General features: G+C 40.7%; 19 protein-coding genes and 1 pseudogene. 19 read left to right on the forward strand and 1 reads right to left on the reverse strand.

The features are described 5' to 3' along the window. Positions 1-93: 93 nt before the first annotated feature. The 12 genes and pseudogenes from PROCOU_RS04950 (at position 94) to PROCOU_RS16400 (ending at position 17,763) form a co-directional block, all read left to right on the forward strand. Positions 94-522, forward strand: a complete 429-nt coding sequence (locus tag PROCOU_RS04950) for a hypothetical protein (protein ID WP_036070052.1) — start codon at positions 94-96, stop codon at positions 520-522. Next, on the forward strand, positions 519-2,255 hold the full coding sequence (locus PROCOU_RS04955) for a glycoside hydrolase family 2 protein (protein ID WP_036070053.1): 1,737 nt from the start codon (positions 519-521) through the stop codon (positions 2,253-2,255). Before PROCOU_RS04950 ends, PROCOU_RS04955 begins: the two co-directional genes overlap by 4 nt. Positions 2,256-2,352: 97 nt before the next feature. Then, positions 2,353-3,567, forward strand: coding sequence for an FtsW/RodA/SpoVE family cell cycle protein (locus PROCOU_RS04960; RefSeq protein WP_036070055.1), 1,215 nt, complete (start codon positions 2,353-2,355; stop codon positions 3,565-3,567). Between the two features lie 326 nt (positions 3,568-3,893). Then, on the forward strand, positions 3,894-7,337 hold the full coding sequence (gene pyc / locus PROCOU_RS04965; RefSeq protein ID WP_036070056.1) for a pyruvate carboxylase: 3,444 nt from the start codon (positions 3,894-3,896) through the stop codon (positions 7,335-7,337). Between the two features lie 70 nt (positions 7,338-7,407). Continuing rightward, positions 7,408-8,298, forward strand: a complete 891-nt coding sequence (locus PROCOU_RS04970) for an ABC transporter substrate-binding protein (RefSeq protein WP_036070057.1) — start codon at positions 7,408-7,410, stop codon at positions 8,296-8,298. A gap of 294 nt (positions 8,299-8,592) precedes the next feature. Next, the gene (locus tag PROCOU_RS04975; protein WP_036070058.1) at positions 8,593-9,399 is read left to right on the forward strand and encodes an ABC transporter permease; all 807 of its coding nucleotides are present in this window, start codon (positions 8,593-8,595) and stop codon (positions 9,397-9,399) included. A gap of 13 nt (positions 9,400-9,412) precedes the next feature. Next, positions 9,413-10,426 (forward strand): ABC transporter ATP-binding protein, encoded by a 1,014-nt coding sequence (locus tag PROCOU_RS04980; protein WP_036070059.1) that lies wholly within the window; start codon positions 9,413-9,415, stop codon positions 10,424-10,426. A gap of 90 nt (positions 10,427-10,516) precedes the next feature. Then, entirely contained in the window at positions 10,517-11,344 is an 828-nt protein-coding gene (locus PROCOU_RS04985) for a DUF6270 domain-containing protein (RefSeq protein ID WP_051994202.1), read from the forward strand. Between the two features lie 184 nt (positions 11,345-11,528). Beyond that, positions 11,529-12,477, forward strand: a pseudogene (locus tag PROCOU_RS04990) (glycosyltransferase family 2 protein). Continuing rightward, complete coding sequence (locus PROCOU_RS04995; RefSeq protein ID WP_036070060.1) at positions 12,474-12,911, forward strand: GtrA family protein; 438 nt, start codon at positions 12,474-12,476, stop codon at positions 12,909-12,911. Before PROCOU_RS04990 ends, PROCOU_RS04995 begins: the two are co-directional and overlap by 4 nt. A gap of 82 nt (positions 12,912-12,993) precedes the next feature. Further along, a complete protein-coding gene (locus PROCOU_RS05000) occupies positions 12,994-14,418 on the forward strand; it encodes a DUF6056 family protein (protein WP_149023616.1) in 1,425 nt (474 codons plus the stop codon). Positions 14,419-14,520: 102 nt separating this feature from the next. Next, positions 14,521-17,763, forward strand: a complete 3,243-nt coding sequence (locus PROCOU_RS16400; RefSeq protein ID WP_051994203.1) for a PA14 domain-containing protein — start codon at positions 14,521-14,523, stop codon at positions 17,761-17,763. Between the two features lie 47 nt (positions 17,764-17,810). Here PROCOU_RS16400 and galU read toward each other — a convergent pair whose 3' ends face one another. After that, entirely contained in the window at positions 17,811-18,707 is an 897-nt protein-coding gene (galU, locus tag PROCOU_RS05010; protein ID WP_036070061.1) for a UTP--glucose-1-phosphate uridylyltransferase GalU, read from the reverse strand. 208 nt (positions 18,708-18,915) lie between these two features. Here galU and PROCOU_RS18275 point away from each other — a divergent pair, with 208 nt between their 5' ends. The 7 genes from PROCOU_RS18275 (at position 18,916) to PROCOU_RS05050 (ending at position 26,620) form a co-directional block, all read left to right on the forward strand. Next, positions 18,916-19,380, forward strand: coding sequence for a glycosyltransferase family 2 protein (locus PROCOU_RS18275; protein ID WP_244266233.1), 465 nt, complete (start codon positions 18,916-18,918; stop codon positions 19,378-19,380). Positions 19,381-19,387: 7 nt separating this feature from the next. Next, positions 19,388-21,268, forward strand: coding sequence for a CDP-glycerol glycerophosphotransferase family protein (locus tag PROCOU_RS16405; RefSeq protein WP_244266234.1), 1,881 nt, complete (start codon positions 19,388-19,390; stop codon positions 21,266-21,268). 400 nt (positions 21,269-21,668) lie between these two features. Then, on the forward strand, positions 21,669-22,382 hold the full coding sequence (locus tag PROCOU_RS05025; RefSeq protein WP_036067202.1) for an IspD/TarI family cytidylyltransferase: 714 nt from the start codon (positions 21,669-21,671) through the stop codon (positions 22,380-22,382). Next, positions 22,375-23,400 carry a ribitol-5-phosphate dehydrogenase gene (locus tag PROCOU_RS05030; protein WP_036070063.1) on the forward strand — a complete coding sequence of 342 codons (1,026 nt, stop codon included), beginning with the start codon at positions 22,375-22,377 and terminating at the stop codon, positions 23,398-23,400. The genes PROCOU_RS05025 and PROCOU_RS05030 overlap by 8 nt, the downstream gene beginning before the upstream one ends. Positions 23,401-24,066: 666 nt before the next feature. After that, entirely contained in the window at positions 24,067-25,242 is a 1,176-nt protein-coding gene (locus PROCOU_RS05040; RefSeq protein ID WP_244266235.1) for a glycosyltransferase family 2 protein, read from the forward strand. A gap of 7 nt (positions 25,243-25,249) precedes the next feature. Beyond that, complete coding sequence (locus tag PROCOU_RS18280) at positions 25,250-25,447, forward strand: hypothetical protein (RefSeq protein WP_036070066.1); 198 nt, start codon at positions 25,250-25,252, stop codon at positions 25,445-25,447. Positions 25,448-25,465: 18 nt separating this feature from the next. Beyond that, entirely contained in the window at positions 25,466-26,620 is a 1,155-nt protein-coding gene (locus PROCOU_RS05050) for a CDP-glycerol glycerophosphotransferase family protein (protein ID WP_036070068.1), read from the forward strand. Positions 26,621-26,623 lie beyond the last annotated feature (3 nt).

Below are 26,623 nucleotides of genomic sequence, written 5' to 3' on the forward strand. Positions count from 1 at the left end.
TAAGTGTGAACAAAGAGAACGATTAATCCTTCGACTTGTGTGAAGCTAAAATTAGCATTTATTTAAGAATAGAAGGTCAGGAGGGATTTTTAGGTGAGTAGACGATTAGAGCGGATATTTATTTATATCGCAGCGGCTTGGCAGTTGTTGGATGGGCTGTTGACGGTCTTTGTTTATGGGATATTTATAAAACGGCAGGGGCTAGATGTTGCAGGGCTTTCTGTGGCGCAAATGCGAGCGATGAAAGCGTTGTTTGGAAGTATTTTTAACTTTGTAGTCATCTTCGGGGTGTTATTGATTTTACTTGGGTTGTTGAATATCTATTTGGCACGAAAACATTGGAAAGACGGTGCTATTGGCTGGAAATTACCGGTTTGGTTAATTGTTTGTGGTGTATTTTCATATTTTATTATGGATATACCAAATATTTTCTTATTTATGAGTGCCGGAATTATTGGTTTGGCTAAAAATAAAGGCATGCGATTACAGCAAAATAAGATAATTGGGGAGGAATTGGGATGACAGAATTACATCCAAGACCGCAGTTTGTACGGGAGAATTGGGAGTTGCTAAATGGTAAATGGGCATTTACGTTTGATGATGGGAATGTTGGTATAGCAAACGGTTGGTTCGAGAGTTTGCCAGCGGAAAGCGTGATTGAAGTGCCTTTTACTTATGAAACGAAGGCGAGTGGTATTCACGATGAGTCGCATCATGCAGTCGTTTGGTATGAACGCGACGTGGTAGTTTCGGAAACCGAAAAAGATGTGTTGTTGCATTTTGAAGGTTCGGATTATGCGACAACAGTCTGGGTGAACGGGAAAAAGGTTGGCGAACATCGCGGTTGTTATACGTCATTTGTTTTTAATGTGACAGATTATATCACAGCTGGGACGAATCGAGTTACTGTTCGCGTTCAGGATAGCATGGATACAGCGCAACCACGTGGCAAACAGCGCTGGATTAAAGACAATTTTGGCTGCTGGTACGTTCAGACGACGGGGATTTGGAAATCGGTTTGGTTGGAATATGTTTCTCCAGTTCATATTGATTATGTGAAAATGACACCGGATTTTGATGCTCGCAAAATTGATTTCGAGGTAGAGGCTAACGTTTGGCATGATGATGTGACAGCGTGTGCGACTATTCAGTTTGATGGTGAACTAATTGAGGAAGTTAGTGCCAGTGTAAAGGACGGTGTGGCACACTTACAAGCCTCAGTTCTTGCTAAAGGTGACCCGTGGAGTATGAAAGTCTGGAACACAGAGACGCCAAATTTATACGATGTCACATTCACTTTGCTCAAAGAAAATACAGTCATTGATCGCGTAGAATCTTATTTCGGTATGCGAAAAATTGCGATTGAAGGCGAAAAAGTGATGCTGAATAATGAGGAACTGTATCAACGTTTGATTCTTGATCAAGGTTACTGGCAAGATAGTGACTTGACACCACCATCTGTTGCAGCGCTAGAGCTTGATATCGAAAAAATTCTCGAAATGGGCTATAACGGTGTCCGCAAACATCAGAAAGTTGAGGATAATCGTTTCTTGTATTTATGTGATAAGAAAGGCGTGCTCGTTTGGTCTGAGGTCGGCTCCACCTACAGTTTTAGCGATAAAGCAGTTGCAAACTTCACGGCGGAATGGCTTGATATCGTGAAGCAGAACTACAATCATCCATCGATTATTACGTGGGTACCTTTCAATGAATCGTGGGGTGTTGAGAACATTCATGAAAATAAGAAACAACAGCAGTTCACGGAAGGTATTTATTATTTGACTAAAACGTTCGATGCAATGCGTCCTGTAGTGACGAACGATGGATGGGACCACACAATTTCTGATATTATTACGCTCCATGACTATGAAGAAAATGGTAGGATATTTACCGAACGTTATGCAGATAAGGAAAAATTGCTATCCAATGCATTTCAACACAATCAGTTCCGTCACCCGTTCGCTAGCGGTTACGAAAACATCGGGAAGCCAGTAATTATTTCTGAGTTTGGTGGTATCGCATTCCAATCAGAATCTGGCTGGGGGTACGGCAATCAAGTGCAAGATGAAGCCGCATTTTTAGAGCGTTTTGAAAATATAACAGGTGCAATTCAAGGGTTGGATTATATCTCTGGCTTCTGTTATACGCAAGTTACTGATGTACAGCAGGAAATCAACGGTTTACTCACAATTGACCGCAAAGCAAAGGTCGATTTAGCTAAAGTACGTAGTATCAATGAGAAGCGTAAAAAATAATTCCTTTTTAGAATGAGTCATCCTTATCATTTCTTTTCAAGTAAGTTTCCTATATAATGGAGAGATACTACAGTGGGGACCTTGAATGAGGCTCGAAATGATTGGACGATGTGTATGTTTAAAAAAAATGTTAAAATCCTATGACTATCCTCTTTTAGCGGTGTACATTATTGTATGTCTGTTCGGATTGATTATGGTTTATAGTTCCAGTATGTTTGTTGCGATTAATAAAGGTTGGGATCCCGCGACATTCTACAACAGTCAATTAAAAAATTGGATTATATCCCTATTTTTACTGATTTTCTTTGCAGTGTTTCCATATAAAATCCTTCAAAATAACAAAATGCTGATGTTAATTATGTTTGGCTCAGTTTCGTTACTGCTACTCGTTTTAGTACTCGGAGACTCGGCGAATAATGCGCAGAGTTGGTTGGCGCTCGGTCCAATTCGGATTCAGCCTTCTGAGTTTATTAAAGTATCGATGATTGTTTATATGGCCGCGGTGTATTCGAAAAAGCAGCGTTATATTGATGATTTTAACCGCGGTGTTTTGCCGCCGGTCTTGTTTTTAGTTGTGATTTGTTTCTTGATATTATTACAACCAGATATCGGGACGGCCGCGATAGTTTTCATGACGGGGTGCGGTATTATTATGGCATCAGGTATGCGACTCAAAACAATCCTGAAGTTAGTAGGACTAGGATTGCTTATTTTAGCTGTCTTATGCGTCATCGTCTTTTTACTACCAGAAGATATTCGTTCGAAACTGATTACAACGAAGCGAATTGGGCGAATTACAAGCTTTCAAAATCCCTTTACAGATCATGGTGCGAGTGGCTACCAGTTAGTGAACTCATTTTATGCGATTGGCTCTGGTGGATTTTTTGGTCAGGGGCTAGGTGAAAGTGTTCAAAAGCTAGGTTATTTACCGGAGGCATATACCGATTTTATTAGTGCGATTATTGCAGAAGAGCTTGGGTTTTTTGGAATCTTGATTACGGTTGGCGGTATTTATTTTATCGTTCTGCGTTCGATTATAAATGGCATGCGTGTCCATGATTCGTTCGGTTCGTTGCTTTGTTATGGCACTGCGACGCTCATTGGTATTCAGGCGTTTATTAACCTAGGCGGTGCGGCCGGAATGATCCCACTTACTGGGGTGACGCTACCATTCACGAGTTTCGGTGGATCATCACTCATGTCAATGTCAATTTTGGTCGGAATTGTACTGAATGTATCGATGATGAATAAATTCCAGAAGAATTATGGTTCAGAAAAGGATTTGGCGAAACCTGCAAAAGCAGTACAGTAATGAACGCTAAAGAGTAGGAAAACGAGCTGAGAAATTTTGGCTCGTTTTTTCTATCAGAAAGTATCAGATATACAGTATTTTTCGAAATTCATTGTATATCTGATACTTTAGGTGGGCGTTGGTATCGACAAGCTCAAAACTTTGATACAATGCGCTTTTGATAAATTATCTGAACATTTTTTATAAAAATCAGCGAAAACAATTTACATCTAGGGTACTTTAATACTATAATTATCTGATATACCGTTTTTCTCCATGACGGTAATAATGTTAGCAGCTATGTATATAGAAAAATCAGGTAGTGTAGGTTAGGAGGAAAAAAAAAAATGAACAACATTAAAAAGGTATTAGTTGCCAATCGTGGCGAGATTGCGATTCGCGTGCTTCGGGCGTGTACGGAACTAAACATTAAGACAGTAGCGATCTATTCGCAAGAGGATACGGCGGCGTTTCACCGTTATAAGGCGGATGAGGCTTACCTCGTAGGTGAAGGGAAAAAACCAATTGATGCATATCTGGATATTGATAATATTATCGAAATTGCTAAGATAGCAAACGTTGACGCGATTCACCCTGGTTATGGCTTTTTGTCGGAAAATATCGACTTTGCCAAGCGTTGTGAAAAAGAAGGTATCATTTTTGTAGGACCTAAATCGAAACACCTAGATATGTTCGGTGATAAAATTAAAGCGAAAGAACAAGCTTTACTTGCGGACATTCCAGTTATTCCAGGCAGTAACGGGCCTGTGGCAAACGCGGAAGAAGTAGCTGCATTCGGAGAAAAACACGGCTATCCATTGATGGTAAAAGCTTCTCTTGGCGGTGGCGGACGTGGTATGCGTGTGGTTCAAGGTCCAGAAGACGTAAAAGAGTCATTTGAACGTGCAGGTTCTGAGGCAAAAGCGGCTTTCGGAAACGATGAAGTGTACGTGGAAAAATGCGTTGTGAACCCAAAACATATTGAAGTGCAGATTTTAGGGGATTCTCACGGAAATATTGTCCATTTATTTGAACGTGATTGCTCTGTACAACGCCGTCACCAAAAAGTAGTAGAAGTGGCACCGTGTAACGCGATTACATCCGAATTACGTCAGCGTATTTGTGATGCTGCTGTGAAATTAATGAAAAATGTTGACTATCTAAATGCCGGAACAGTAGAATTTTTAGTCTCTGGCGAAGATTTTTATTTCATTGAAGTAAACCCGCGCGTTCAAGTAGAGCATACAATTACCGAGATGATTACAGGCGTGGATATCGTCCAGTCGCAACTGTTTATCGCTGATGGTTGCTCCATGCATGATCAAATTGTAGGGATTCCACAACAAGAAGACATTCGTATTAATGGCTCGGCTATTCAATGTCGGATTACGACAGAAGATCCGTTGAATAACTTTATGCCAGATACTGGTCGTATTAATACATACCGCTCAACTGGTGGTTTTGGAGTGCGTCTTGATGCTGGAAATGGGTTCCAAGGTACGATTGTAACACCTTTTTACGACTCCTTACTTGTAAAATTATGTACGTGGGGCATGACGTTTGAGCAAGCTTCGCGCAAAATGATTCGTAACTTGATTGAGTTCCGGATTCGTGGCGTAAAAACGAATATTCCGTTCTTGCTAAACGTCGTACATCATCCCGATTTTATTAGCGGAAACTATAATACATCGTTTATCGATACGACACCTGAATTGTTTGATTTCCCTAAAGTACGTGACCGTGGTACGAAGACGCTTCGCTATATTAGTAACGTGACAGTGAATGGCTTTCCTGGTATCAAGCATCGTGAAAAACTGGTGTATGACGATTTACGCATTCCGAAGATTCCTTTCGATGCAAAAATCGAACCGGGAACGAAACAAATTTTGGATGCAAAAGGTCCAGCTGGTATTGTCGAATGGGTAAAATCACAAGAAGAGGTATTGCTGACAGATACAACGTTGCGTGACGCGCATCAATCGCTGTTGGCGACGCGTGTTCGCTCGAAAGACATTTTCCAAATTGCTGATCCGATGGCGCATTTATTACCAAACATGTTCTCTTTTGAAATGTGGGGAGGAGCAACGTTCGATACAGCTTACCGATTCCTAAATGAAGATCCGTGGGTGCGTCTAGAAACATTGCGCAAACAAATTCCAAACGTGATGTTCCAAATGTTATTACGTGGAGCGAATGCTGTTGGATACAAGAATTATCCAGATAATGTGATTCGCGAGTTCGTAAAGCAGTCTGCGCAAAGTGGCGTCGATGTGTTCCGTATTTTTGATAGCTTAAACTGGCTAAAAGGCATGGAAGTGTCGATTGAGGCTGTTCGTGACGCTGGTAAAGTGGTCGAAGCTGCGATTTGTTATACAGGTGATATTGAAGATGCAACACGTACGAAATATAACGTAGATTACTATAAAAATATGGCGAAAGAACTTGTGGCGCAAGGTACGGATATCTTGGCAATTAAAGATATGGCGGGACTTTTGAAACCACAAGCGGCGTATCGTCTTGTGAGCGAATTAAAAGACACCATTGATGTGCCGATTCATTTGCATACGCATGACACGAGCGGTAATGGAATTTATACGTATGCTGCGGCTGTTAGTGCGGGTGTGGATATTGTCGACGTATCATCCAGTGCGATGAGTGGCGCGACGTCTCAACCGAGCATGACGGGACTTTATTACGGTCTTGAAAACGGGAAACGACAAGCGATTTTAAACGCACACAATTCGCAAATGATTAACCATTATTGGGAAGATGTTCGTAAATATTACAAGGATTTTGATAATGCGTTGAATTCACCGCAAACCGAAGTTTACATTCATGAAATGCCAGGTGGTCAATATACGAATCTACAACAACAAGCTAAAGCAGTGGGCTTAGGTGACCGTTGGGATGAAGTGAAAGACACGTACGCGGTCGTGAATGAAATGTTCGGCGATATCGTGAAAGTAACACCATCTTCGAAAGTAGTTGGTGATATGGCACTGTTTATGGTGCAAAATGATCTTTCCGAGCAAGACGTGTACGATAAAGGTGAATCGCTAGACTTCCCAGATTCGATTATCGAGTTCTTTATGGGCGAGATTGGCCAACCATATGGCGGGTTTCCGGAAAAACTACAAAAACTTGTTCTGAAGGGACGCACGCCTTTGACAGAACGTCCTGGAGCTTTGATGGAGCCGGTTGATTTTGAAGCGGTTCGTGCAGAGTTGGCTGAGAAGATGACGACAGGAGCACCAACGGATCATGATGTGATGTCTTATATCCTATATCCGAAAGTGTTCTTGGACTACTTAGCGATGATTGAGAAATACGGTGACGTGACGGTGCTTGATACGCCGACCTTCTTTAAAGGAATGCGTTTAGGCGAAACGGTCGAAGTGGAGCTTGAAAAAGGTAAGACACTGATTATCAAACTTAGCTCGATTGGTGAGCCGATTGCAGATGGAACGCGCGTGATTTACTTCGAGCTAAACGGTCAACCACGCGAAATCTCGATTCAAGACTTCAATGTTCAGTCAACAGTCGTGACGCGTCATAAGATTGATACGACCAATCCAGAACATGTCGGTGCAACAATGACTGGTTCTGTGATTAAGATTGTCGCTGAAAAAGGCCAAGAAGTGAAAAAAGGCGATCCACTTCTAATCACGGAAGCGATGAAGATGGAAACAACAATCCAAGCCCCATTTGATGGCAAAGTCAACGCGATTTTTGTTACGGATGGCGATACGATAGAATCAGCTGATTTATTGATGGAAGTTGGAAGAGTCTAACACATAGAATGCGAGAAGAGTCGGGATATCAAACGCCCGACTCTTTCCAATTTTGAAAAGGAGAATCTAGATGAATTTCAAGAAAATAATTATTGCATCAAGCATGGCTATCTTATTGGCTTTAGCAGGTTGCAGTGCACCAACTACATCTGAAAAACCAACACAAAGTTCAGAATACATAGCGACAGACGCGACAGGCACTAAAATTGAGCTCAGCGCGAAACCGAAGAAAATCGTATCTCTTATACCGAGCAATACAGAAATTTTATATCGTCTTGGCCTCGGTGAAAATGTCATTGGAGTTACATCAAGCGATGATTATCCAGCAGCCGTTAAACAAGTTCCGGTCGTTGCCACAACCGAAATCAATGTCGAAAAAATTATTGGTATGAAACCAGACCTCGTTCTCGGGCACGCCTCGATGATGAGCTACAATAAAGATGCCTACAATCAAATTACGAAAGCTAATATTCCACTCTTCGTCGTAGAAGATGCGCAAAACTTTGATGCGGCATACAACACATTCATTCAAATTGGTGATTTGACAGGCACAACCAAAGATGCCGAAAAGTTAGTGTCATCCATGCAAGCAAGTGGAGCGGTGAAAGAACGCGCCAGAAAAGAGAAAGCTAAAGTCTGGCTAGAAATCAGTCCTGACCTGTACACAGCTGGCCAAGAAACGTTCATCAACGAAATGTTGACAAACATCCAGGCAACAAATATCGTTTCTGAAAAAGGCTATCCACAATACAGCGAAGAACAGGTCATCCAAGCCGCACCAGATGTTATCATCACCATCTATCCTAATGCCAAGCAAGAAATCGCCAAACGTTCAGCATGGAAGAACATTCCTGCTGTGAAAAATAACCGTATTTATGAAATTGATCCATCAATTGTAAGCCGTCCAGGGCCGCGCTTAATGGAAGGACAAGAAGCATTATTACAAGCAATTTATCCATAGTAATTTAACCGAAATGCAAGAACTTACTTTACAAATGCTCACTTTTGAGGTAATTTAACATAAGGTGGGTTTTTATTAATTTTTAAAGAACTCGCCGCAAATAAGAAGAAACGGATCTACATTTACGGAAGAATCGACTAAAAGCAGCCTGGAACAACAACCAAGAAAAGCGTAAACGACATCATTATGTACCTTTTTCTCGAGCAAGGGGTGGAGCCTATACGATAAAGAGTAAGTTATTTTCGGTTACTGAAATAAGTTAACCGCATTATTATTCCGGAAAGAAGTGTTTTTGTGAAACAAGTATTAGAAGTCCTAAAAGAACAATTTAAGTACGCGCCAATGATTTTTCGAATTGCGCGTTATGAAGATAAAGCGACGTATCAGAGCCATTACCTAGGCCTTGCGTGGCAAATTTTAAACCCATTAATTCAAGTTGCAATTTACTACTTTGTATTCGGATTTGCGATGCGTACTAGATCGGGGATTGAAGGTGCAAGTTACATCGAGTGGATGCTAGCTGGTATTATCCCTTGGTTTTTCATCAGCGCTGTTATTTTGCAAGGAGCAAATAGCATTTTCAATAAAATTCACATGGTTTCAAAAATGAAGTTCCCGATGAGTGTAATGCCAAACATTACAATCGTATCGAATTTGACAAGTTACGTTACGATGATGGTTATCTTTTTTGCGTTGCTATTCATCAAAGGTGCACCAGTTTCGATGTACTGGGCGCAGTTTTTCTATTATTTTGTGGCGATGATTGCCTTTTTGTTCAGTGTAACCTTACTAAATGCCACAATCAGCGTACTTGTTCGCGATTATTTCGTGTTCCTACAATCAGTCCTACGCGTCCTATTTTACGTGTCGGGTGTCGTCTGGAACTTGAACACGATGCTACCAGAATGGGTTGTCGCGATTTTGAAATTAAATCCAATTGTCTACATTATAGAAGGATTTCGAGACAGTTTTGTCGGGCATAAAGGTTTTTGGCAAGAGCCATCCTACACCGTTTATTTTTGGCTCATCACGCTCGTTTGCCTCTATGTCGGATCCGTATTACACATGAAATTCCGCGAACGTTTCGTGGATTATTTATAGGAGGTAAGGACAAATGGGAAAAAATATCAAAGTAGCATTCAAACATGTGTCCAAAGAATACGACCTCTATCAAAATAAATCCGATAAAATCAAAGGCCTATTCTTGCCAAAAAATAAACAAGTGCAATCCTTTTGGGCTTTGCGCGATGTCAATTTCAACATTTACGACGGCGAAACAGTTGGACTAATTGGTATTAATGGCTCTGGAAAATCAACCATTTCCAACATCATGTCTGGCGTTATCCCGCCAACCCAAGGAGAAGTAGTCATTAACGGCGAAACATCCCTCATTGCCATCGCAGTCGGCTTAAAAGGCCCACTCACAGGTTACGAGAATGTACGCTTAAAACTGCTCATGCACGGCTTGAAAACGTCTGAAATCGATGCCCTCATGCCGAACATTATTGATTTTGCGGATATTGGCGATTTCATGAATCAACCAATCAAAAACTATTCCAGTGGTATGCGTTCACGGTTAGGTTTTGCGATTTCGGTTCACACCGATCCAGATATTCTTGTCATAGATGAGGCTCTGTCTGTAGGTGACCAGACGTTTTATAAGAAATGCGTCGATAAAATTACCGAGTTTAAAGAAGCTGGCCGCACCATCGTGTTCGTCAGCCATTCTTTAGGCCAAATGAAGAGCCTTTGTGATCGGATAATTTGGATGCACTACGGTCAAATTCGCGAAATGGGAGCAGCCCAGGAAGTAGCTGACAAATACGATACATTCGTACGCTGGTTCAACGGTCAATCCAAATCTTACAAAAAAGAATACCAAGACGACTTCAAACGCAAACAAAAACGCCCGCAAAAAGTGATTTATCCGAATCCAAATGCGAATAAATATCGACTGACTTGGTTCGATAAAATCGCGCTGACGGTGCTCATTGCGCTGACGATATTCTTTGGATATTGCGTTGGGACTGGGCAATCAGTGCTAGGGATGTTTAAGGCGAGTGATGGTGGTCAGCCGGTTGTGACGGAGACGGTGAATGTGGTAAGTAAGACCAAACAGCTTTATTAGTTCCCGAAGAAATAGTATAATGAAAGCAGACAGTTAAATATTAGGCTGTCTGCTTCTTTGAGAGAAATCGTATTTAAAGGGGAGAAATCAATGAAAAAAATTGCAGTACTTGGCAGTTGTGCCACGCGCGATAACTTTAATTCCATTTTTAATGCTGATTATAAGAAGAAATTTGAATGTGTCCTCATGCAAAATCAGAGTTCGATTATTTCCATGGCATCTAATAAAAGAGCTAACCCAGTTGTAGCGACTGATGAGTTTTCCGAATACGATGAGTGGTGCGTTAGATCAGATTTTACAAAAGAGTTTTTTGATCACTTAGAAAGGTTACAGCCAGATACAATTATTGTTGATTTGTTTGGTGATGCCCATTTTGGTGTACTGGAGATAGAGCCAGGTCAATATGTATCGAATAATCGTTGGAAGCTTTGGCGGACGGCGTATTATAAAGATATGTTGAAAGGTAAAGTTGATGAATTATCTATTGATAAGAATCGTGAAGCATATATGGAGGTTTGGAAAAAATCGTGGGATATCGTTCTTGGTAAGCTGAAAAAAGCGTCACCTAAAAGTAAGATTATTTTGCATAAAATCCAGAATGTGAAAGAATATTATAATTTTGATGACAATCGCTTTGACATTGCGAGTTCTGGTAAGGTCAAGAACATTGATGTGGATTATTATAATGAGATATTGAATGAAATGTACGCATATATTAAGAAAAGCGATAAATCGATTAAAACGATTGATGTATTTACTAGCAAAAAAGAATTTTTAAGTTTTGATGAACATCCATGGGGACTTTTTTATGTGCATTACACGATGGATTATTATCCTTTGTTTATGAATCAACTTATTGCAATTGAGAAGGAAAACAGTTGGTTTAGCATATTTAGGAAGAAAAGAGTCGCCGAGTAGCTCTGATAATGAATTATGTATGGTTCGATTTGATTAAGATTGAATAAAAATAATCTGGGTTCCCAGGTTATTTTTTTATGGTAACTCATATTATGCCATGTTTCTCAAGACTTTCCTTTTATGAATAAATTTTTTCTGTTATACTGAACGAGTATGTAAAAAAACAATGAGGATGTAGAAAAATATGAAATTATTAACAATCTCGGTGCCTGCTTACAATGAAAGTGAGGTACTGCCACATTTATACGAGCGCATAAAGGAAGTTATGGCCACGGTTTCGGACCGTTATGATTATGAGCTTTTGTTCATTAATGATGGCAGTTCGGATAATTCTGTTCAAATCATGAAAGAGTTGCGCGCCAAGGATTCTCGTGTTTGTTATGTGGATCTTGCTAGGAATTACGGAAAGGAAATAGCAATGGCTGCAGGGTTTGACTATGCGAAGGGCGATGCGATGGTGACGATGGACGCTGACTTGCAACATCCGCCTGAACTAATACCAGAAATGTTGTTGCTATGGGAACAGGGATACGAGGATATATATGCAAAACGGAAAGTTCGTGAAGGCGAAACATGGCTGAAAAAATATACATCGAAAAAATACTATCAATTACTCCAAAAAATGTCGAAAACACCGGTTCTTCCAGACGCTGGCGATTTCCGTCTATTGGATCGCCGTTGTATTGATGCACTCAAAAAAATTGCGGGAAACGCAACGCTACTCCAAAGGCCTGTACAGTTGGATGGGATTCAAGAAAGTAGAAATTGAATTTGATGCTGCGCCACGCCTTGCCGGAGAGACAAAATGGAACTACGGTTCGTTGTTCAATTTAGCGCTGGAAGGAATGACTTCATTCACGACGACGCCACTCAAAATTTCTTCTATCCTTGGATTTGTCGTATCAATTGCAGCTTTTATTTATATGATATACATATTCATCGCAACACTTATAACGGGGAATGCCGTCGAAGGTTTCCCAACATTGATGATTGTTATTTTATTTTTAGGTGGAATTCAGCTGATTTCGATAGGGATTATTGGCGAATATTTGGGTCGAATTTTTAATGAAGTGAAAGGCCGTCCGCTATACTTTGTTGAAGAATACAACGATGAGAGAGAGCCGATAAAATGAAAAAGATACAGGAACTAATCGCTAACTTTAGAAAAAAACATGCCAATCTGTACAGCATTATTATGTACATCATTATGGGTGGGTTTACGACCGTCGTGAATATTGTATCTTTCTGGCTGTGTAACTCGGTTTTGGGAATTGATTATGTGACATCTAACACGGTCTCTTGGGTCGCATCGGTTGTTTTCGCTTATGTGACGAACAAACGCTATGTGTTTGAAAGTTATACACCAACCTGGAGAGACCGCGTTCGGGAGGCATCATCATTCTTTGGTTTTCGCTTTTTGACATATTTAGTCGATTTAGCTGTTATGGTTATTCTGATTAGTGGATTAGGCACAAATGCGCTGTTGGCGAAAATTTTAACAAACGTGATTGTGCTCGTGTTGAATTACGTATTTAGTAAGTGGATAATATTTAAAATTAGGAATTAAAAAGGTAGGTTAATTATGATTCGAACAGAAAGAAATTGGAAGTTATTAAGTATCGTAGGATTTTTAGTATTTTTTATTTTATATGTATATTGCATATCGCACGCCGTTAACACATGATGATTGGACATGGGGTATGGCTAAAGGTATGGAGCGTTTCCATGAAGGGTTTAAAGATTATAACGGACGCTATTTTGGAAATTATACTGAGTTGTTAATTACTCGTGTAGACTGGTTACGCATTTTTATAATGGGTTTATTCGGAGCTTTACTAGTGGTGTTACCAGCTTTAATTGCAAAGACGAATTCGATTGGTGTCTATTTGCTTAGTTTCTTACTTTTTTTAACTGTACCGGCGAATATGTTTGCGCAAACGTATGGTTGGGCGGCTGGATTTTCTAACTATAATACGGCGGCTGTTTGTACATTAATTTTTTTGCTCGTCGTAAAAAATGTATTTTATGATAAAACACCTAAATATAGCATTTGGTTGACTATTTTGATGGTTCCGCTAGGCATCATCTCGCAATTATTTGTGGAGCATGCAACACTTTATAATTTGATTGCAGCGATTTTTATTATTGTTTGGGCATTTATTAGATTTCGCAAGTTTTTCTGGCTTCATATTACGTATTTAGTTTCTACGATTATTGGTGCGTTCATCATGTTTTCAAATGGAGCTTATGCAAAGATTTTTAGTGGAGAAGACACATATCGCAGTGTTGATAGTGACATGGGTATTTTTGCGAAAATGTATGACACGTTTAAAACGACAATGTATCAATATCTTGTGATGAATAATGTTGGTTTGAATATCGTACTAGCTGTTATTGCGATTTTTATTTTAGTGAAAGTAGCGCAGAATATTTCAACAGTTCAACTTGTTTTCAAAGGGTTTTTCATCATAGTTTTAACGATTTATCCTTTATATCAGCCGGTTGTTAAGGGAATATTTGATATTTCATCTGAAACAACAACCACATTTGAAGCTTATTTATCCTTATTATTCTACTTAGTGTTAGTTGCGACTGTGTTGATGTTTATTCCAAAAAACGGTTTGAAAGCAGAGTTAACTTTCTATCTTATTTCTGTTGTAACGCTTGCAGCACCATTATTCTTTGTTACGCCATTCGGACCACGTAACTTTATTATTTGCTACATGTTCTTTGTGCTTTTCGCTGTTCGGACGGTACAATTTTTACAAGAAGAAGGGTATCTCAATTTACGAGCGCTTTACTTGCCTCTATTTGCTTTAGTTATGGCGTTTGTTTTAGCATATTCTTACGTATTCACACAAATTGGTCAAGCAAACGATGCGCGAGTTAAAAGCATGAAAGAGCAAGCGGCAGCTGGTGAGAAGGTTATCGTTGTGAAACGGTTACCATATCAACAATACTTATGGATGAGTACACCGATTCAGGATGGTCCTCATGCACCAATTTTTGCGGAATATTATAAATTACCTAGTGGAGTGACCTTAAAAATAGTTCCTTATAAGACCACAAAATGACACCATTGTAATGTTGTTTTAACTCCCAAAGTGTGAAATAATAGAGCTGTACGCAATTTATTTCAAGGAGGTAAGGGTCAATCAGAAAAAAAAATAGTAACAATGGCGTTAGGGTTTGCTGCGACGTGTGCGGTTTTTGTGATGAAAGAACCGTTGCAGGCTGATGCGGCAACTCCGAGTTCGTGGGAAGCGAGCTATTATAACAACAAGACGCTATCTGGCACCCCGGTCTTAAAACGGACGGAGAAGGATCTTCATCTGGATTGGGGCTATGGTTCACCGAGCGCTGCGCTTCCAGTGGATGGTTTTTCTGCGACATTCCGTAAGACGATTACGGTTGGCACGACGGCAGATTACCGTTTAATTGGGCGCGCCGATGATGGGATTCGTGTATATGTCGACAACAGGCTTGTGTACGATAATTTCAAACCGAGTATGGCAAACTTAAACATGACAATTCCGTTAACAGCAGGGACACACGAAATCAGAATCGATTATCTTGAAGCAGGTGGCGCAGCATACATCACAGCGGATCTAGTTCGTGCGGATGAGTGGCATGGCGTTTATTTTCCAAACAATAATATGACAGGAAACGTAAAATTGACTGAGAGCATTGGCAATAAAACGTACCTGAATAAAGTTTGGGGTTATGGTTCACCTGGTGCAGGTATCGGCGTTGATAATTTTAGTGGATTCTTTTCAAAGCAATACGATATTGCCGAAGCTGGTAATTATCGTTTTGTTGGTAAAGTAGACGATGGCATGCGGATTTACGTAGATGGCAAGGCGATTGTGAACAGTTGGGATTCTTTTCAAGATAACCTAAACGTCACGATTCCATTGACGAAAGGTAAACATCAAGTCACCGTGCAATACCGTGAAAAGACTGGTGCGGCTCACTTACAAATGAATCTCGTGAAAGCAAACGCTTGGTATGAGCAGTATTTTAACAATACGACGTGGGGCTTGAATGCTATCCATACGGCAGTTGGTTCAACAACGAATAAACTGTCGCATAACTGGGGCACAGGTTCACCACATGCTAGCGTGAATAAGGACAATTTTACAGGTATTATGGATAAACAAATTGAAGTTGCAACAGCTCGTGATTACCGAATTATTGGGAATGTGGACGATGCAGCCGCAATTTACGTAGATGGTAAGCTCGTGACGAATTTAACGACACGTGGTGAGTTTAATACGGTTGTTTATTTAGCAAAAGGCACACATGATGTTCGGATTAAGTTTAAAGAAGGCGGCGGTGCAGCATATGTTAACTTTAATGTTATCGATGCTAATGTTTGGTATGCTAAATACTATCCGAATGAAACTGTATCTGGCTTTCCGTATGCTTTTGACGAAGTAACTAGTATGACAACGATTGCGAAGAATTGGGGTACAGGTTCACCAAACAGTGCGGTACCAAACGATCATTTCTCTGCAAGGATGCACCGTCAAATCGAAGCTCCAGAATCAGCGCACTATCGATTCTATGGTGACGTGAAGGACGAAGCAATTATCTATATGGATGGCAAAAACATGGGCACTGTTTCCGGTCAATACAATCAGGTAATCTGGGTTCCAAAAGGCAAACATGCGATTACAATTGTGTATAAACATAAAACCGGTGCGGCTTCCATCAATATGAATATCGAAAAACTGGATAAATGGTTTGCGCGCTACTACAAAAATACCAATATGACTGGTGCTTATGTAGCTAAGCTCCACGACACGCAAACAGCATTTTATCAAAACTGGGCATATGGTAGTCCAGATCCAGCTATTCCAAACGACAATTTCTCAGCGGTCATTGAAAAGCAATATACCGCTCCTAAAACAGGGAACTACAATATTGTAGGACGTGCGGATGATGGCATGCGCGTAACGATTGATGGCAAAGTTATTTTTGATAACCGCAGTCAAGCGTATGTGCGCGAGGAGAATTATGTTATCCCATTAACGCAAGGTACGCATAACGTGAAGGTCGAGTATGTCGAACGTACAGGTGCGGCATCTATTGATTTTAATATTTTGCCAAGCAATACATGGTTGGCGAGATATTATCCAACAGATAACTTCTCTGGACGCCCTGTATACAAAATGATGAGTAGTATTAATGATAACTGGGGAGCAGGAAGCCCAGATCCGAGCATTCCGAATGACCGCTTCACGGCTCGCTATGAGTCAACATTGAACATGGCGAAAGACGGTAATTATGAAATATCAGGTCGCGCTGATGATCGTATCCGCGTAAAAGTAGATGGCCAAGTCGTGTATGAAGACTGGACGGCAGGCTTAAACAATTATAAAGAAACGATTCCGCTCACAAAAGGAAATCATAAATTCATCATTGAGTATATGGAAGATACTGGCTCGGCAGCTCTATCATTCAATATCAATTACGTAACGGGTATCGAAAAGAACTACCGGACGCAAACGTATACCTCTACGTTGGCACAAGCCTTGGCAATTCAAATGCAAGGTTCACCACAAACGAGTGTCAAACCGCCGAACACTTACGTTCGTAGCAATTTTGTCACGCTAAATGCTGGTGGGGCAACTGGAAAAACAACGGCTGCAACAAGTGTTCGTGATACTGCTAATCCAAATGCTTTTGTAGTTGGACCGCTCGCGAAAGATTTAACAATCACCATTACAGGAACTGTTACAGGTACTGATGGCGCGAAATGGTATAAATTCAATTACACTCGTGCATGGGTTAATGCTTATCAAAAAGATGTGCAGTTTTATATGGATCCGAACAATTTTGTGAAAGATTCTAAAGAATATTTGCAGTTCCTTGTGCTTTCGAAACCAGCAGGGATTAATACGGCAGAAGTGAACAGCAAAATTCTCGTGAACAAAGGAATCTTAACTGGACAAGGTGCTAGCTTTGCGACGGCTGCGAGAACGTACCAGGTTAATGAAATCTATTTGATGAGCCATTCGCTCCTAGAAACAGGAAACGGCTCATCACAGCTTGCAAACGGCGTGCTAGTAAGCTCTGTTGATGGTCAGCCAGTAACGCCGAAACGTGTGTACAATATGTATGGCATCGGTGCTGTAGATAGTAACCCGCTAAAAGGTGGTTCTGAGTATGCCTATAAACAAGGCTGGGACACACCTGAAAAAGCAATCATTGGCGGTGCGCAGTTCGTAGCGCAAAACTATGTAGCAAGAGGACAGGACACTATCTATAAAATGAGATGGAATCCTGCTAATCCAGGAGTTCATCAATATGCAACAGATATTAGGTGGGCAGTGAGTCAAACGACGAATATGTACAACATGTATAGCTTACTCACAAGCTATATTCAAGACTTCGAAATACCAAAATATAAATAAAAAATGCTTGGGGTTTCAGATTTAATCTGGGGCCCCAAGCATTTTTGCTATTTCTTTTTTTTCGTATCTTTTTTATGAATATCTGTGTATAATTCGTCGATTAATGCTGCGACTTCATCTTTAATTTCAGGATGTCTTAGCGCGAATTGCATCGTTGTTTTAATGAAGCCAAATTTATCACCGACATCATAGCGCTCGCCTTCAAAATCATATGCGAAAACACGTTGAATTTCATTGAGACGATTGATAGCATCTGTCAATTGAATCTCACCGCCAGCGCCAGGCTCTTGCGTTTCTAGAAAATCAAAAATTTGTGGTGTCAGTAGATAGCGACCGAGAATTGCTAAATCAGATGGCGCTTTAGCTGGATCTGGTTTTTCGACGAAGCCTTTTACATTGTAGAGGCCTTTGCTGTACTCATTCACGGGATCGATAATACCGTAGCGATATGTTTCTTCATGTGGCACGTGTTGCACACCGATTACGGAACTATGCGTTTTTTGATATTGATTGATTAGTTGTTTCGCGCAAGGCGTTTTGGATTCTACGATATCATCACCTAACATAACGATGAATGGCTCGTTACCAACAAAACCTTTTGCTTGTAGAATCGCATCACCTAGACCTTTTGGCTTCGATTGGCGGATGAAATGCAAATTGATGTTTGTTGTTTCTTCAATAAGATGTAGCAATTCAAGTTTATTTTTTTCGCGTAGGTTGTTTTCTAGTTCAGGCACGGAATCGAAATGATCTTCAATCGCGCGCTTTCCTTTACCAGTAACTATCAAGATATCTTCAATTCCTGATGCAACAGCTTCCTCGACGATATATTGAATCGTTGGTTTATCTACAATCGGTAAAATTTCTTTTGGCATTGCCTTTGTCGCTGGTAAAAAACGAGTTCCAAGACCCGCAGCAGGAATGACCGCTTTTCTAACTTTCATAATGGGATTCTCCTTCAAAATATATTCGTCTATATGCAACCATTATACGGTATGCATGTGGCGTGTGACAAGTTTTGCGTGTAAAGAGGTTAACAAATCGGCAATAGGTAGCGGAAATACCAATTTTTAAACAGTGGGTATCCTTGACATTTAGCTGTAATTGTAATAGATTGAGAATGATAAATAAAAGTTTTAAGGGAGAAATAGAATGCTCTATGAGATCGTAAAATCAGCTGAAATAGCTGAACCTAAAGTATCGGTTGTTATTCCAGTATATAATGTTATTAGCTACATTGATGAAACCATTGAATCTTTACTTAACCAAACGCTAAAAGAAGTGGAAATCGTGCTTGTAGACGATGGCTCTTCGGATGGCAGTTTAGAAAGAATTATCGAGCTGGCGACGGAACATCAGAATATTTGTGTGGTCAAAGAACCGAATGCAGGACCAGGAACAGCGCGTAATAACGGCTTAGATGTTGCACGTGGCAAGTATATAAGTTTTGTTGACTCCGATGATGTTTTACCAGAAAAAGCTTTAGAAATCATGTATCATGCGGCTGAATCTGAGCAGGTTGGTGTCGTAACTGGTATTTCTGTAAGTTTTAACAGTAGCCGCTCGTGGTTTATCGGCGGGCATTTCAAGAAAGGCGTTTTCAAAAAAAGGTCATAAAACGCTTGTGAAGAACCCAGAAATGCTCTACACACTTGGACCATGTAATAAGATGTACCGCGCGGATGTGGTGAAAGAAATTCGTTTCCCTACATCTATTAAAGTTGCGGAGGATCATCCGTTTGTGCTTGAAGCCTATTTGAAATCAGGCGACATTTATACTGTGGATGAAATCATTTATAACTACCGTGCACGCGAGGATGAGGGAGATGTTTCTTTATCGCAAATCGTGAAATCAGATCCTTATGTGAGCTTTAAAGATATTATTGAGAGTACGAAGTTGGCGGATCCATTGTTCAAACAATACGTTAAGAACCCGATTGCGCTTGGAAAAATTCGTACGGATTATTATGACCGGATTGTGTCGGCAGATATTTGGCCTGCGTATAAGGGCATCATGATGGAAGGAAATGCTGGGACGCAAGTGAAGATGTTCGATGCTTTCTATGACTTAGTCGATTCAATGGATTTGAATCTTTATAATAGCCTTGGTGTGTTGCAACGCCTGCTTACGTTTGAGACGATTAATCGTTATACGTTTATCAAGGAAAAAGCGCGCCCAAATTATTTACGTGTTTTGAAGTTGGCATATAGCAAACTTGATCCTGGTTCGATGAATAAATTGCTTTCTTCGGCTTACCCACAAGAAGTTCGTGCGGGGCAAAAAGCGGCAAATCGGAATTCGGTGCAACCAATTTATCAGCGACTTGCTGTTCGGAAGGCGGCAACAATTATCTCTGCTGGTTATAAAAAAATAGTAGTCGGGACTTGGAAAAAAGTGCAGGATATGTCGCGTAACTTCTATGCGCGTCGTATTGCTTTTCCGATTTATAAATTGAGTCAAAAACAAGATAAGATTGTTTTTCTAACGAATAAGCATAACGTGTTGGCGGATTCGTTTAAGGCGGTTTACGATGAAGTGTTGAAGCAGAAGCCAGATTATGAAGTGGTAGGCTATTTAAAACAGCCTAAACGTTCGCTTCGAGAGCTTTTGTCGTTATATAAAGATGTAGCAACGGCTAAATATGTCTTTTTAGATGACTATTACCGTCAAATGTATGGTTTGACAACGGGCACTGGCACAGAAGTTATTCAACTTTGGCATGCTGCTGGAGCATTTAAGAAGTTCGGATTTAGTTCGATCGGTTATGCAGACAGTAATACGGAGCATTTTGAACGTGGAGCGCATAGAAACTATACGAAGGTCGTTGTCTCTTCTAGCGAAATCGTACCGTTTTATGCAGATGCATTCGATGTTCCAGAAGTGGACGTCAAGCCTTTAGGTGTGCCAAGAACGGATCGCTTTTTCAATGAAGATTACAAAGACTTTATCAAAGCTTCATTCCTAGGAAAGTACCCGCATTTGAAAGGTAAAAAAATTATCACATATGCGCCAACTTTCCGAGGTGGACCTGGTGAGCGTCAGAACTTTGTGATGAATTTGAACATTCGTCGTTTAGCAGAAGAGCTCGGCGATGAGTATGCGCTTATCTTGAAAATGCACCCATCTGTTACGCGCGGTGTTGGTGTACCATTTGACTTGCAAGAGTTTGCGTTTAATATGAGTCGGGAAGATATTAATGATGTGCTGATTAACACCGATATTTTGATTACAGATTATTCGTCGGTTGTGTTTGACTTCTCGATTATGGAGAAACCAGTGTTGTTTTACGCCTATGATTTAGAGAATTATCTTGGCGAACGTAATTTTTACTATGATTATGAAGAGTTTGTCCCAGGACCAATTGTTCGTACAAATGACGAGATTATTAGTGCTATCGAGACGAATGATTTTGATTTAGATAAAGTTCGCGCCTTCAAAGAACGCTTTTTCGATGATTTAGATGGTAAAGCGGCAGAGCGAATCGTACGCGAATTGATTAAATAAATTTCAGCGAGGTCAAGATAAGGCTCATTTTCATACAAAAAAAGCAAGATATCACAAATCTTTTTTTCAAGTAGGATGTGAATCTTGCTTGACGCAAATCGAGCGAAAGCGTGTGTATTCAGGGGGATTTGGTGGAAGTCGGAGTAGCTCTACGTGTGGATTGTACATGATGACTGAAAGCAGGAGGGAGTCGTATCCCGACGATGCGAGAAGTTATGCGAAGTGCAGCCGTAGAAGAGCCCGAATTTTGCCAAATCCCCTGAGTGCGAGCGCTTGAGAGCCGATTTATTTGGGTTATGTCCAGCCAGGCTGAAATTTTGGTGGTACGGGTAGGTTTTCAAATGGGATATATGTTACAATGAACCTGTCAACATAAAAAACAGTTAAAGGAGATTAGAGAATGATATACGCTCAAATTTTAGCTGGAGGAAAAGGTACGCGGATGGGAAATGTCAGCATGCCAAAACAATTTCTATCCTTGAACGGTAAGCCAATTATCGTGCATACAGTCGAAAAATTTATTTTAAATAACCGCTTTGATAAGATTATTATTTCGTCTCCAAAAGAATGGATTAATCACGCGGAAGATAATATTAAGAAATACGTTTCGGATGATCGGGTTGTTGTCATTGAAGGTGGCGCGGATCGGAACGAAACGATTATGAATGGCATTCGTTACATCGAGTCGAATTTTGGCCTAACAGATGATGATGTTATTATCACCCATGACGCAGTGCGCCCGTTCTTGACGCACCGGATTATTGAGGAAAACATTGATGCAGCGCTAGAAACTGGTGCCGTGGATACAGTTATTGAAGCGATTGACACGATTGTAGAGTCGTCAAATCATGATTTCATTACGGACATCCCAGTTCGTGATCATATGTATCAAGGCCAAACGCCACAGAGTTTTAATATTAAGAAGCTCTACAGTCATTATCAAGATTTGTCTGCGGACGAGAAACAAATTTTGACGGATGCATGTAAGATTTGTTTGCTTGCAGGAGACCGTGTGAAGCTTGTGAAGGGCGAAATCTTTAATATTAAGATTACAACGCCATATGACTTAAAAGTGGCAAATGCGATTATTCAGGAGCGTATTGCCAATGATTAATCAAGTATACCGACTAGTATCGGAGCGACAATTCGAAGTTGCCAATGTAGATGAGTCTTTGAATGAAGATGTAGTCGTTGTTCGTCCGACTTATTTATCGATTTGTGCGGCGGATCAGCGCTATTATACCGGTTCTCGCGGCAAAGAAATGCTCTCGAAGAAATTACCGATGGCGCTTATTCATGAGGGAATCGGCGAAATTGTGTATGATGCGACAAAAGAATTTAAACCCGGCACAAAAGTAGTAATGATTCCAAATACACCAATGGAAACGGACCCTGTCATTGATGAGAATTATTTACGTTCGAGCAAGTTCCGCTCTAGCGGTTATGACGGACTGATGCAAGATTACGTATTTATGCGCCGTGATCGTGTCGTTGTATTACCGGATGAGGTTAACCCAAAAGTAGCGGCGTTTTCTGAGTTAATTTCTGTTGCTGTACACGCGATTTTACGTTTTGACCAAAAAGCAAATGAAAATCGTGAATCGTTCGGTGTTTGGGGCGATGGGAACTTAGGATTTATCACGGCCCTATTATTAAAAAACTGGTATCCGGAAAGCAAAGTTTACATTTTCGGAAAAACACCATATAAATTAGACTTCTTCTCGTTCGTGGATGGCGCGTATTCGATTGATCATATTCCGTCAGATTTGGTAATCGATCAAGCCTTTGAATGCGCAGGCGGACGTGGAAGCCAGTATGCGGTTAGTCAGATTATCGATTTGATTAAGCCGGAAGGTACGATTTCGCTACTTGGCGTTTCTGAGTATCCGATTGAATTTAACTCACGCATGGTGCTTGAAAAAGGATTAACAGTATATGGAAGTAGTCGCAGTGGTCGTGTGGATTTTGAGAAAACAGTCGAATTCTTAACGGAGAACAAGCGAGCAGTCGAATACTTACAAAACCTAGTTGGTGAAGTGCATAAGGTCAAGTGCATTCAAGATGTGATAGAAGCATTCGAAGCTGACCTCCGTAGCCCTTGGGGTAAGAGCGTGATGGAATGGGGAATATAGAGTGCTGAACGGGCTCGTTCAGCTCCGAAAAAAAATTTGTTAGGGGGCGCAGTAAAAGTCCTCCTTTGACTTTTGCGGAGGCCACGAAAATTTCGAGGAGCTAGCCCGTGAAGCCGGATTCGAAGATGGCTAAACGTGATGTAGAGCAAGGAACGAATGCTCCCTGCGTTCGCACTCGTATTGAGGCTCTAACTCGGCAAGAGATGCCTCATAAGAGCCACAACATAGGGGGCGCAGTGAAAACCATCTTTTGGTTTTTACGGAGGCCAAGAAATTTCCGAGGGTCTGGTGAGTAGAAGGCAGTTTCATTGCATTCAACTGCATATTGAGGTTCTAAAAAAGCAAATAACGCTTTTCAAGAACCACAACAAAGTCGGATTCGAAGATGGCTGAACGTGACGCAGAGCAAGGAACGAATGCTCCCTGCGTTCGCACTCGTATTGAGGCTCTAACTCGACAGGAATTCTCATAAGAGCCACAACAATGGATTACATGTTCACTTCGTTCTCATGCATATTGAGGCTCTAATTCAGCACAGTACGCTTCTTAAGAGCCGCAACAACTCAGCATAATACGGCTTCGTAAGATTCTAGATTCTCAAAACTGTCCTAGGGCTATATCTCTTGATGAGGAGGATATAGCCCTATTCTAATAGGGGGTGAATAAATGAAATTCGCAATTATAATACCGTTTTATAACGCTGAAAAACGGTTAGAAATATCTGTAGAAAGCATCATCAAGCAATCATATGGTTTTACTGAAAATGTTCAAGTCCTCTTAGTCAATGATGGTAGCACAGACAAAAGCGGGGATATTGCCGACACATTAGTCAGAAAATATCCACAAAATATCTACCAAATCCATATCAAAAACGGTGGGCCAGCTCGTGCTCGTAATATTGGTCTCATGCATGTTAGAAATGATATTGATTTCGTTGGCTTTTTAGATGCAGATGATGTATATTCGTTACATATGATACGCGAAATGGCGCATTTTGCAGAGAAACATGCAGAAATTAATATGATGGTTCCGCCGTTTTACTATGTGGATGACTTAGGTACACGTAAGAAAATCGGCGCGCACAAACTCAATACACGATTTGAACAGGGGAGTCGTGTTGTGAATATCCAAGAAGAGTATAGGGCAATCCATTTCTACATCGGTGGCACTTTTTTGCGTTTCGAAAGGTTGAAGAAGCTGGCGTTTGATGAGTCACTCCATTTCGGTGAAGATCAGCTGTTGATTACGAAATTGCTATTGGACGATGAGGCATACGGTGTAGTCGCTGATGTGGGTTATTTTTATTACCGAGATATGAAAAATAAGAGCTCGCTGGTAAATAAGTCATGGCAGAGTAAATCGCGTTATGAAGCGTTTTTGCAGTCGGTTTACCAGTCATATCTGGACGTTTCGAAGGCAAAGTTTGGTTCGGTGATTCCGTACGTGCAATATTTGATTAGTTACCATGCAAAATTATATTTTTATAAAGAGAATGTGTATTTCCGTGAAGTGCTGACTGAGCAAGAACAAGAGGAGTTTGTTACAGCATTCCAGCAAATTTTCAGCGAGATTGAGGAAAAATACGTTTGGGAGCTAGATACAGCGCAACCAGTGAAGGAAATGATGTTGTCACTACGCAAAAATGGTTGGCCAGTTCGTTTTGAAACATCATCGATTGCGGACGTTCCGATAGTTGCGCTACATAAAAAATGGCGCGGGAATGGTCATGCAGAGTTGATTTGTGATATAGAAGAATCGCGCGTGGATTTGCCGGAAAATAGTTTCTTTGCTGCGAAAACACTATTTTCAACAAAAAAAAGCAATTCTGGAGAAGCGTTCTGAGAACCAATTGATTTGGGATATTGTGGTACGACCGGTAGGAACGATTAGCAAGGCGAGAATCGGCTTAAAGCCTTGGGAACTAAGAGGCAAATGGTTTTATCAACAGGCAGATCGAAAAGTAGAGTTGGAGCATTTTCGTTTAATGGCAGAGCTTAGACAGAAAGCAAAACGGCGACTAAAATTAAAACGAGCGCTGAATCAATAGAGATAAGAGGGTCAATAGATGGCAAAATTAATCCAATCTGTGTATTATTTTTTATTTAAACTAGCAGGATTTTTACCGCGAAAACAGAATTTAGTTATGTTTGAAAGTTTTTCAGGCAAACAGTATAGTTGTAATCCGCGCGCGATTTATGAATATATGCAAGAACATGAGCCTAGTTATACGTTATTATGGAGTGTGAATGCGCGCCATACGGAGCTTTTTGAGGAGCATGGTGTTCCTTATGTGGCACGATTTTCGGTGAAGTGGCTGTTTACGATGGGACGAGCAAAGTATTGGATTTCGAATAGTCGTTTGCCACTGGAGTTGCCGAAGCCAAAGCAGACGGTATACGTGCAAACGTGGCATGGGACACCACTCAAGAAGCTTGGTGTGGACATTGATGAGGTACATATGCCGGGTCAGACGACAGCTCAATACAAAGATGATTTTGTGCGGGAAGCGGCGAAATGGGATTATTTAATTTCGCCAAATGCGTATTCAAGCAAAATTTTTCGGAGTGCATTTGGGTTTCAAGGTGCGATGATTGAGTCAGGATATCCGCGCAACGATGTACTTTTTAGTCCCGATAAAGATATATTGATTGCGGATATTCGCCGCAAGCTCAAGATTCCAGATGGAAAGCGTGTTATATTGTATGCTCCAACGTGGCGTGATAATGATTTTCACAAAGCTGGTGAGTATAAATTTGATTTGAAGTTTGATGTCGCGGAAATGAAGGCACGATTTGGTGATGATGTTGTATTACTCGTTCGGATGCACTATTTGGTAGCGGAGCAGTTCGATTTCGCGCAGTATGGTGATTTCATTCGCGATGCTTCGGCGTATGATGATATTCGAGATTTGTATTTAGTGAGCGATATGTTGATTACGGATTACTCGTCAGTCTTTTTTGATTATGCGAATTTGGATAGACCGATGATTTTCTTTACGTATGATTTGGCGGAATATCGTGATACGTTACGTGGTTTTTATTTTGATTTTGAAAAAAATGCACCGGGGCCTTTAGTGGAGACAAGCGAGCAACTGATGAATGAAATAGCAATAATATTGGAGCAACCAGCCAAGAGTAATAGTCAATTCTTCCAGCAATTTTGTGAATGGGAGGACGGGCACGCAGCGGAAAAAACTGTGGGAATCGTTTTTAAAAAGTAGGTG

Source organism: Listeria rocourtiae FSL F6-920, from assembly GCF_000525975.1.
GTDB classification, from domain to species: Bacteria; Bacillota; Bacilli; order Lactobacillales; family Listeriaceae; genus Listeria_A; species Listeria_A rocourtiae.

Excerpts from the sequence above, each read along its gene's own strand:
- PROCOU_RS04980 (WP_036070059.1), top strand. The coding sequence starts at position 9,413 with ATGGGAAAAAATATCAAAGTAGCATTCAAACATGTGTCCAAAGAATAC.
- PROCOU_RS04955 (WP_036070053.1), top strand. The coding sequence starts at position 519 with ATGACAGAATTACATCCAAGACCGCAGTTTGTACGGGAGAATTGGGAG.
- PROCOU_RS04960 (WP_036070055.1), top strand. The coding sequence starts at position 2,353 with ATGATTGGACGATGTGTATGTTTAAAAAAAATGTTAAAATCCTATGAC.
- PROCOU_RS05030 (WP_036070063.1), top strand. The coding sequence starts at position 22,375 with ATGATTAATCAAGTATACCGACTAGTATCGGAGCGACAATTCGAAGTT.
- PROCOU_RS05040 (WP_244266235.1), top strand. The coding sequence starts at position 24,067 with ATGAAATTCGCAATTATAATACCGTTTTATAACGCTGAAAAACGGTTA.
- PROCOU_RS05050 (WP_036070068.1), top strand. The coding sequence starts at position 25,466 with ATGGCAAAATTAATCCAATCTGTGTATTATTTTTTATTTAAACTAGCA.
- PROCOU_RS16400 (WP_051994203.1), top strand. The coding sequence starts at position 14,521 with ATGGCGTTAGGGTTTGCTGCGACGTGTGCGGTTTTTGTGATGAAAGAA.
- PROCOU_RS05025 (WP_036067202.1), top strand. The coding sequence starts at position 21,669 with ATGATATACGCTCAAATTTTAGCTGGAGGAAAAGGTACGCGGATGGGA.
- galU (WP_036070061.1), bottom strand. The coding sequence starts at position 18,707 with ATGAAAGTTAGAAAAGCGGTCATTCCTGCTGCGGGTCTTGGAACTCGT.
- PROCOU_RS18275 (WP_244266233.1), top strand. The coding sequence starts at position 18,916 with ATGCTCTATGAGATCGTAAAATCAGCTGAAATAGCTGAACCTAAAGTA.
- PROCOU_RS04985 (WP_051994202.1), top strand. The coding sequence starts at position 10,517 with ATGAAAAAAATTGCAGTACTTGGCAGTTGTGCCACGCGCGATAACTTT.
- PROCOU_RS04970 (WP_036070057.1), top strand. The coding sequence starts at position 7,408 with ATGAATTTCAAGAAAATAATTATTGCATCAAGCATGGCTATCTTATTG.
- pyc (WP_036070056.1), top strand. The coding sequence starts at position 3,894 with ATGAACAACATTAAAAAGGTATTAGTTGCCAATCGTGGCGAGATTGCG.
- PROCOU_RS04995 (WP_036070060.1), top strand. The coding sequence starts at position 12,474 with ATGAAAAAGATACAGGAACTAATCGCTAACTTTAGAAAAAAACATGCC.
- PROCOU_RS05000 (WP_149023616.1), top strand. The coding sequence starts at position 12,994 with ATGTATATTGCATATCGCACGCCGTTAACACATGATGATTGGACATGG.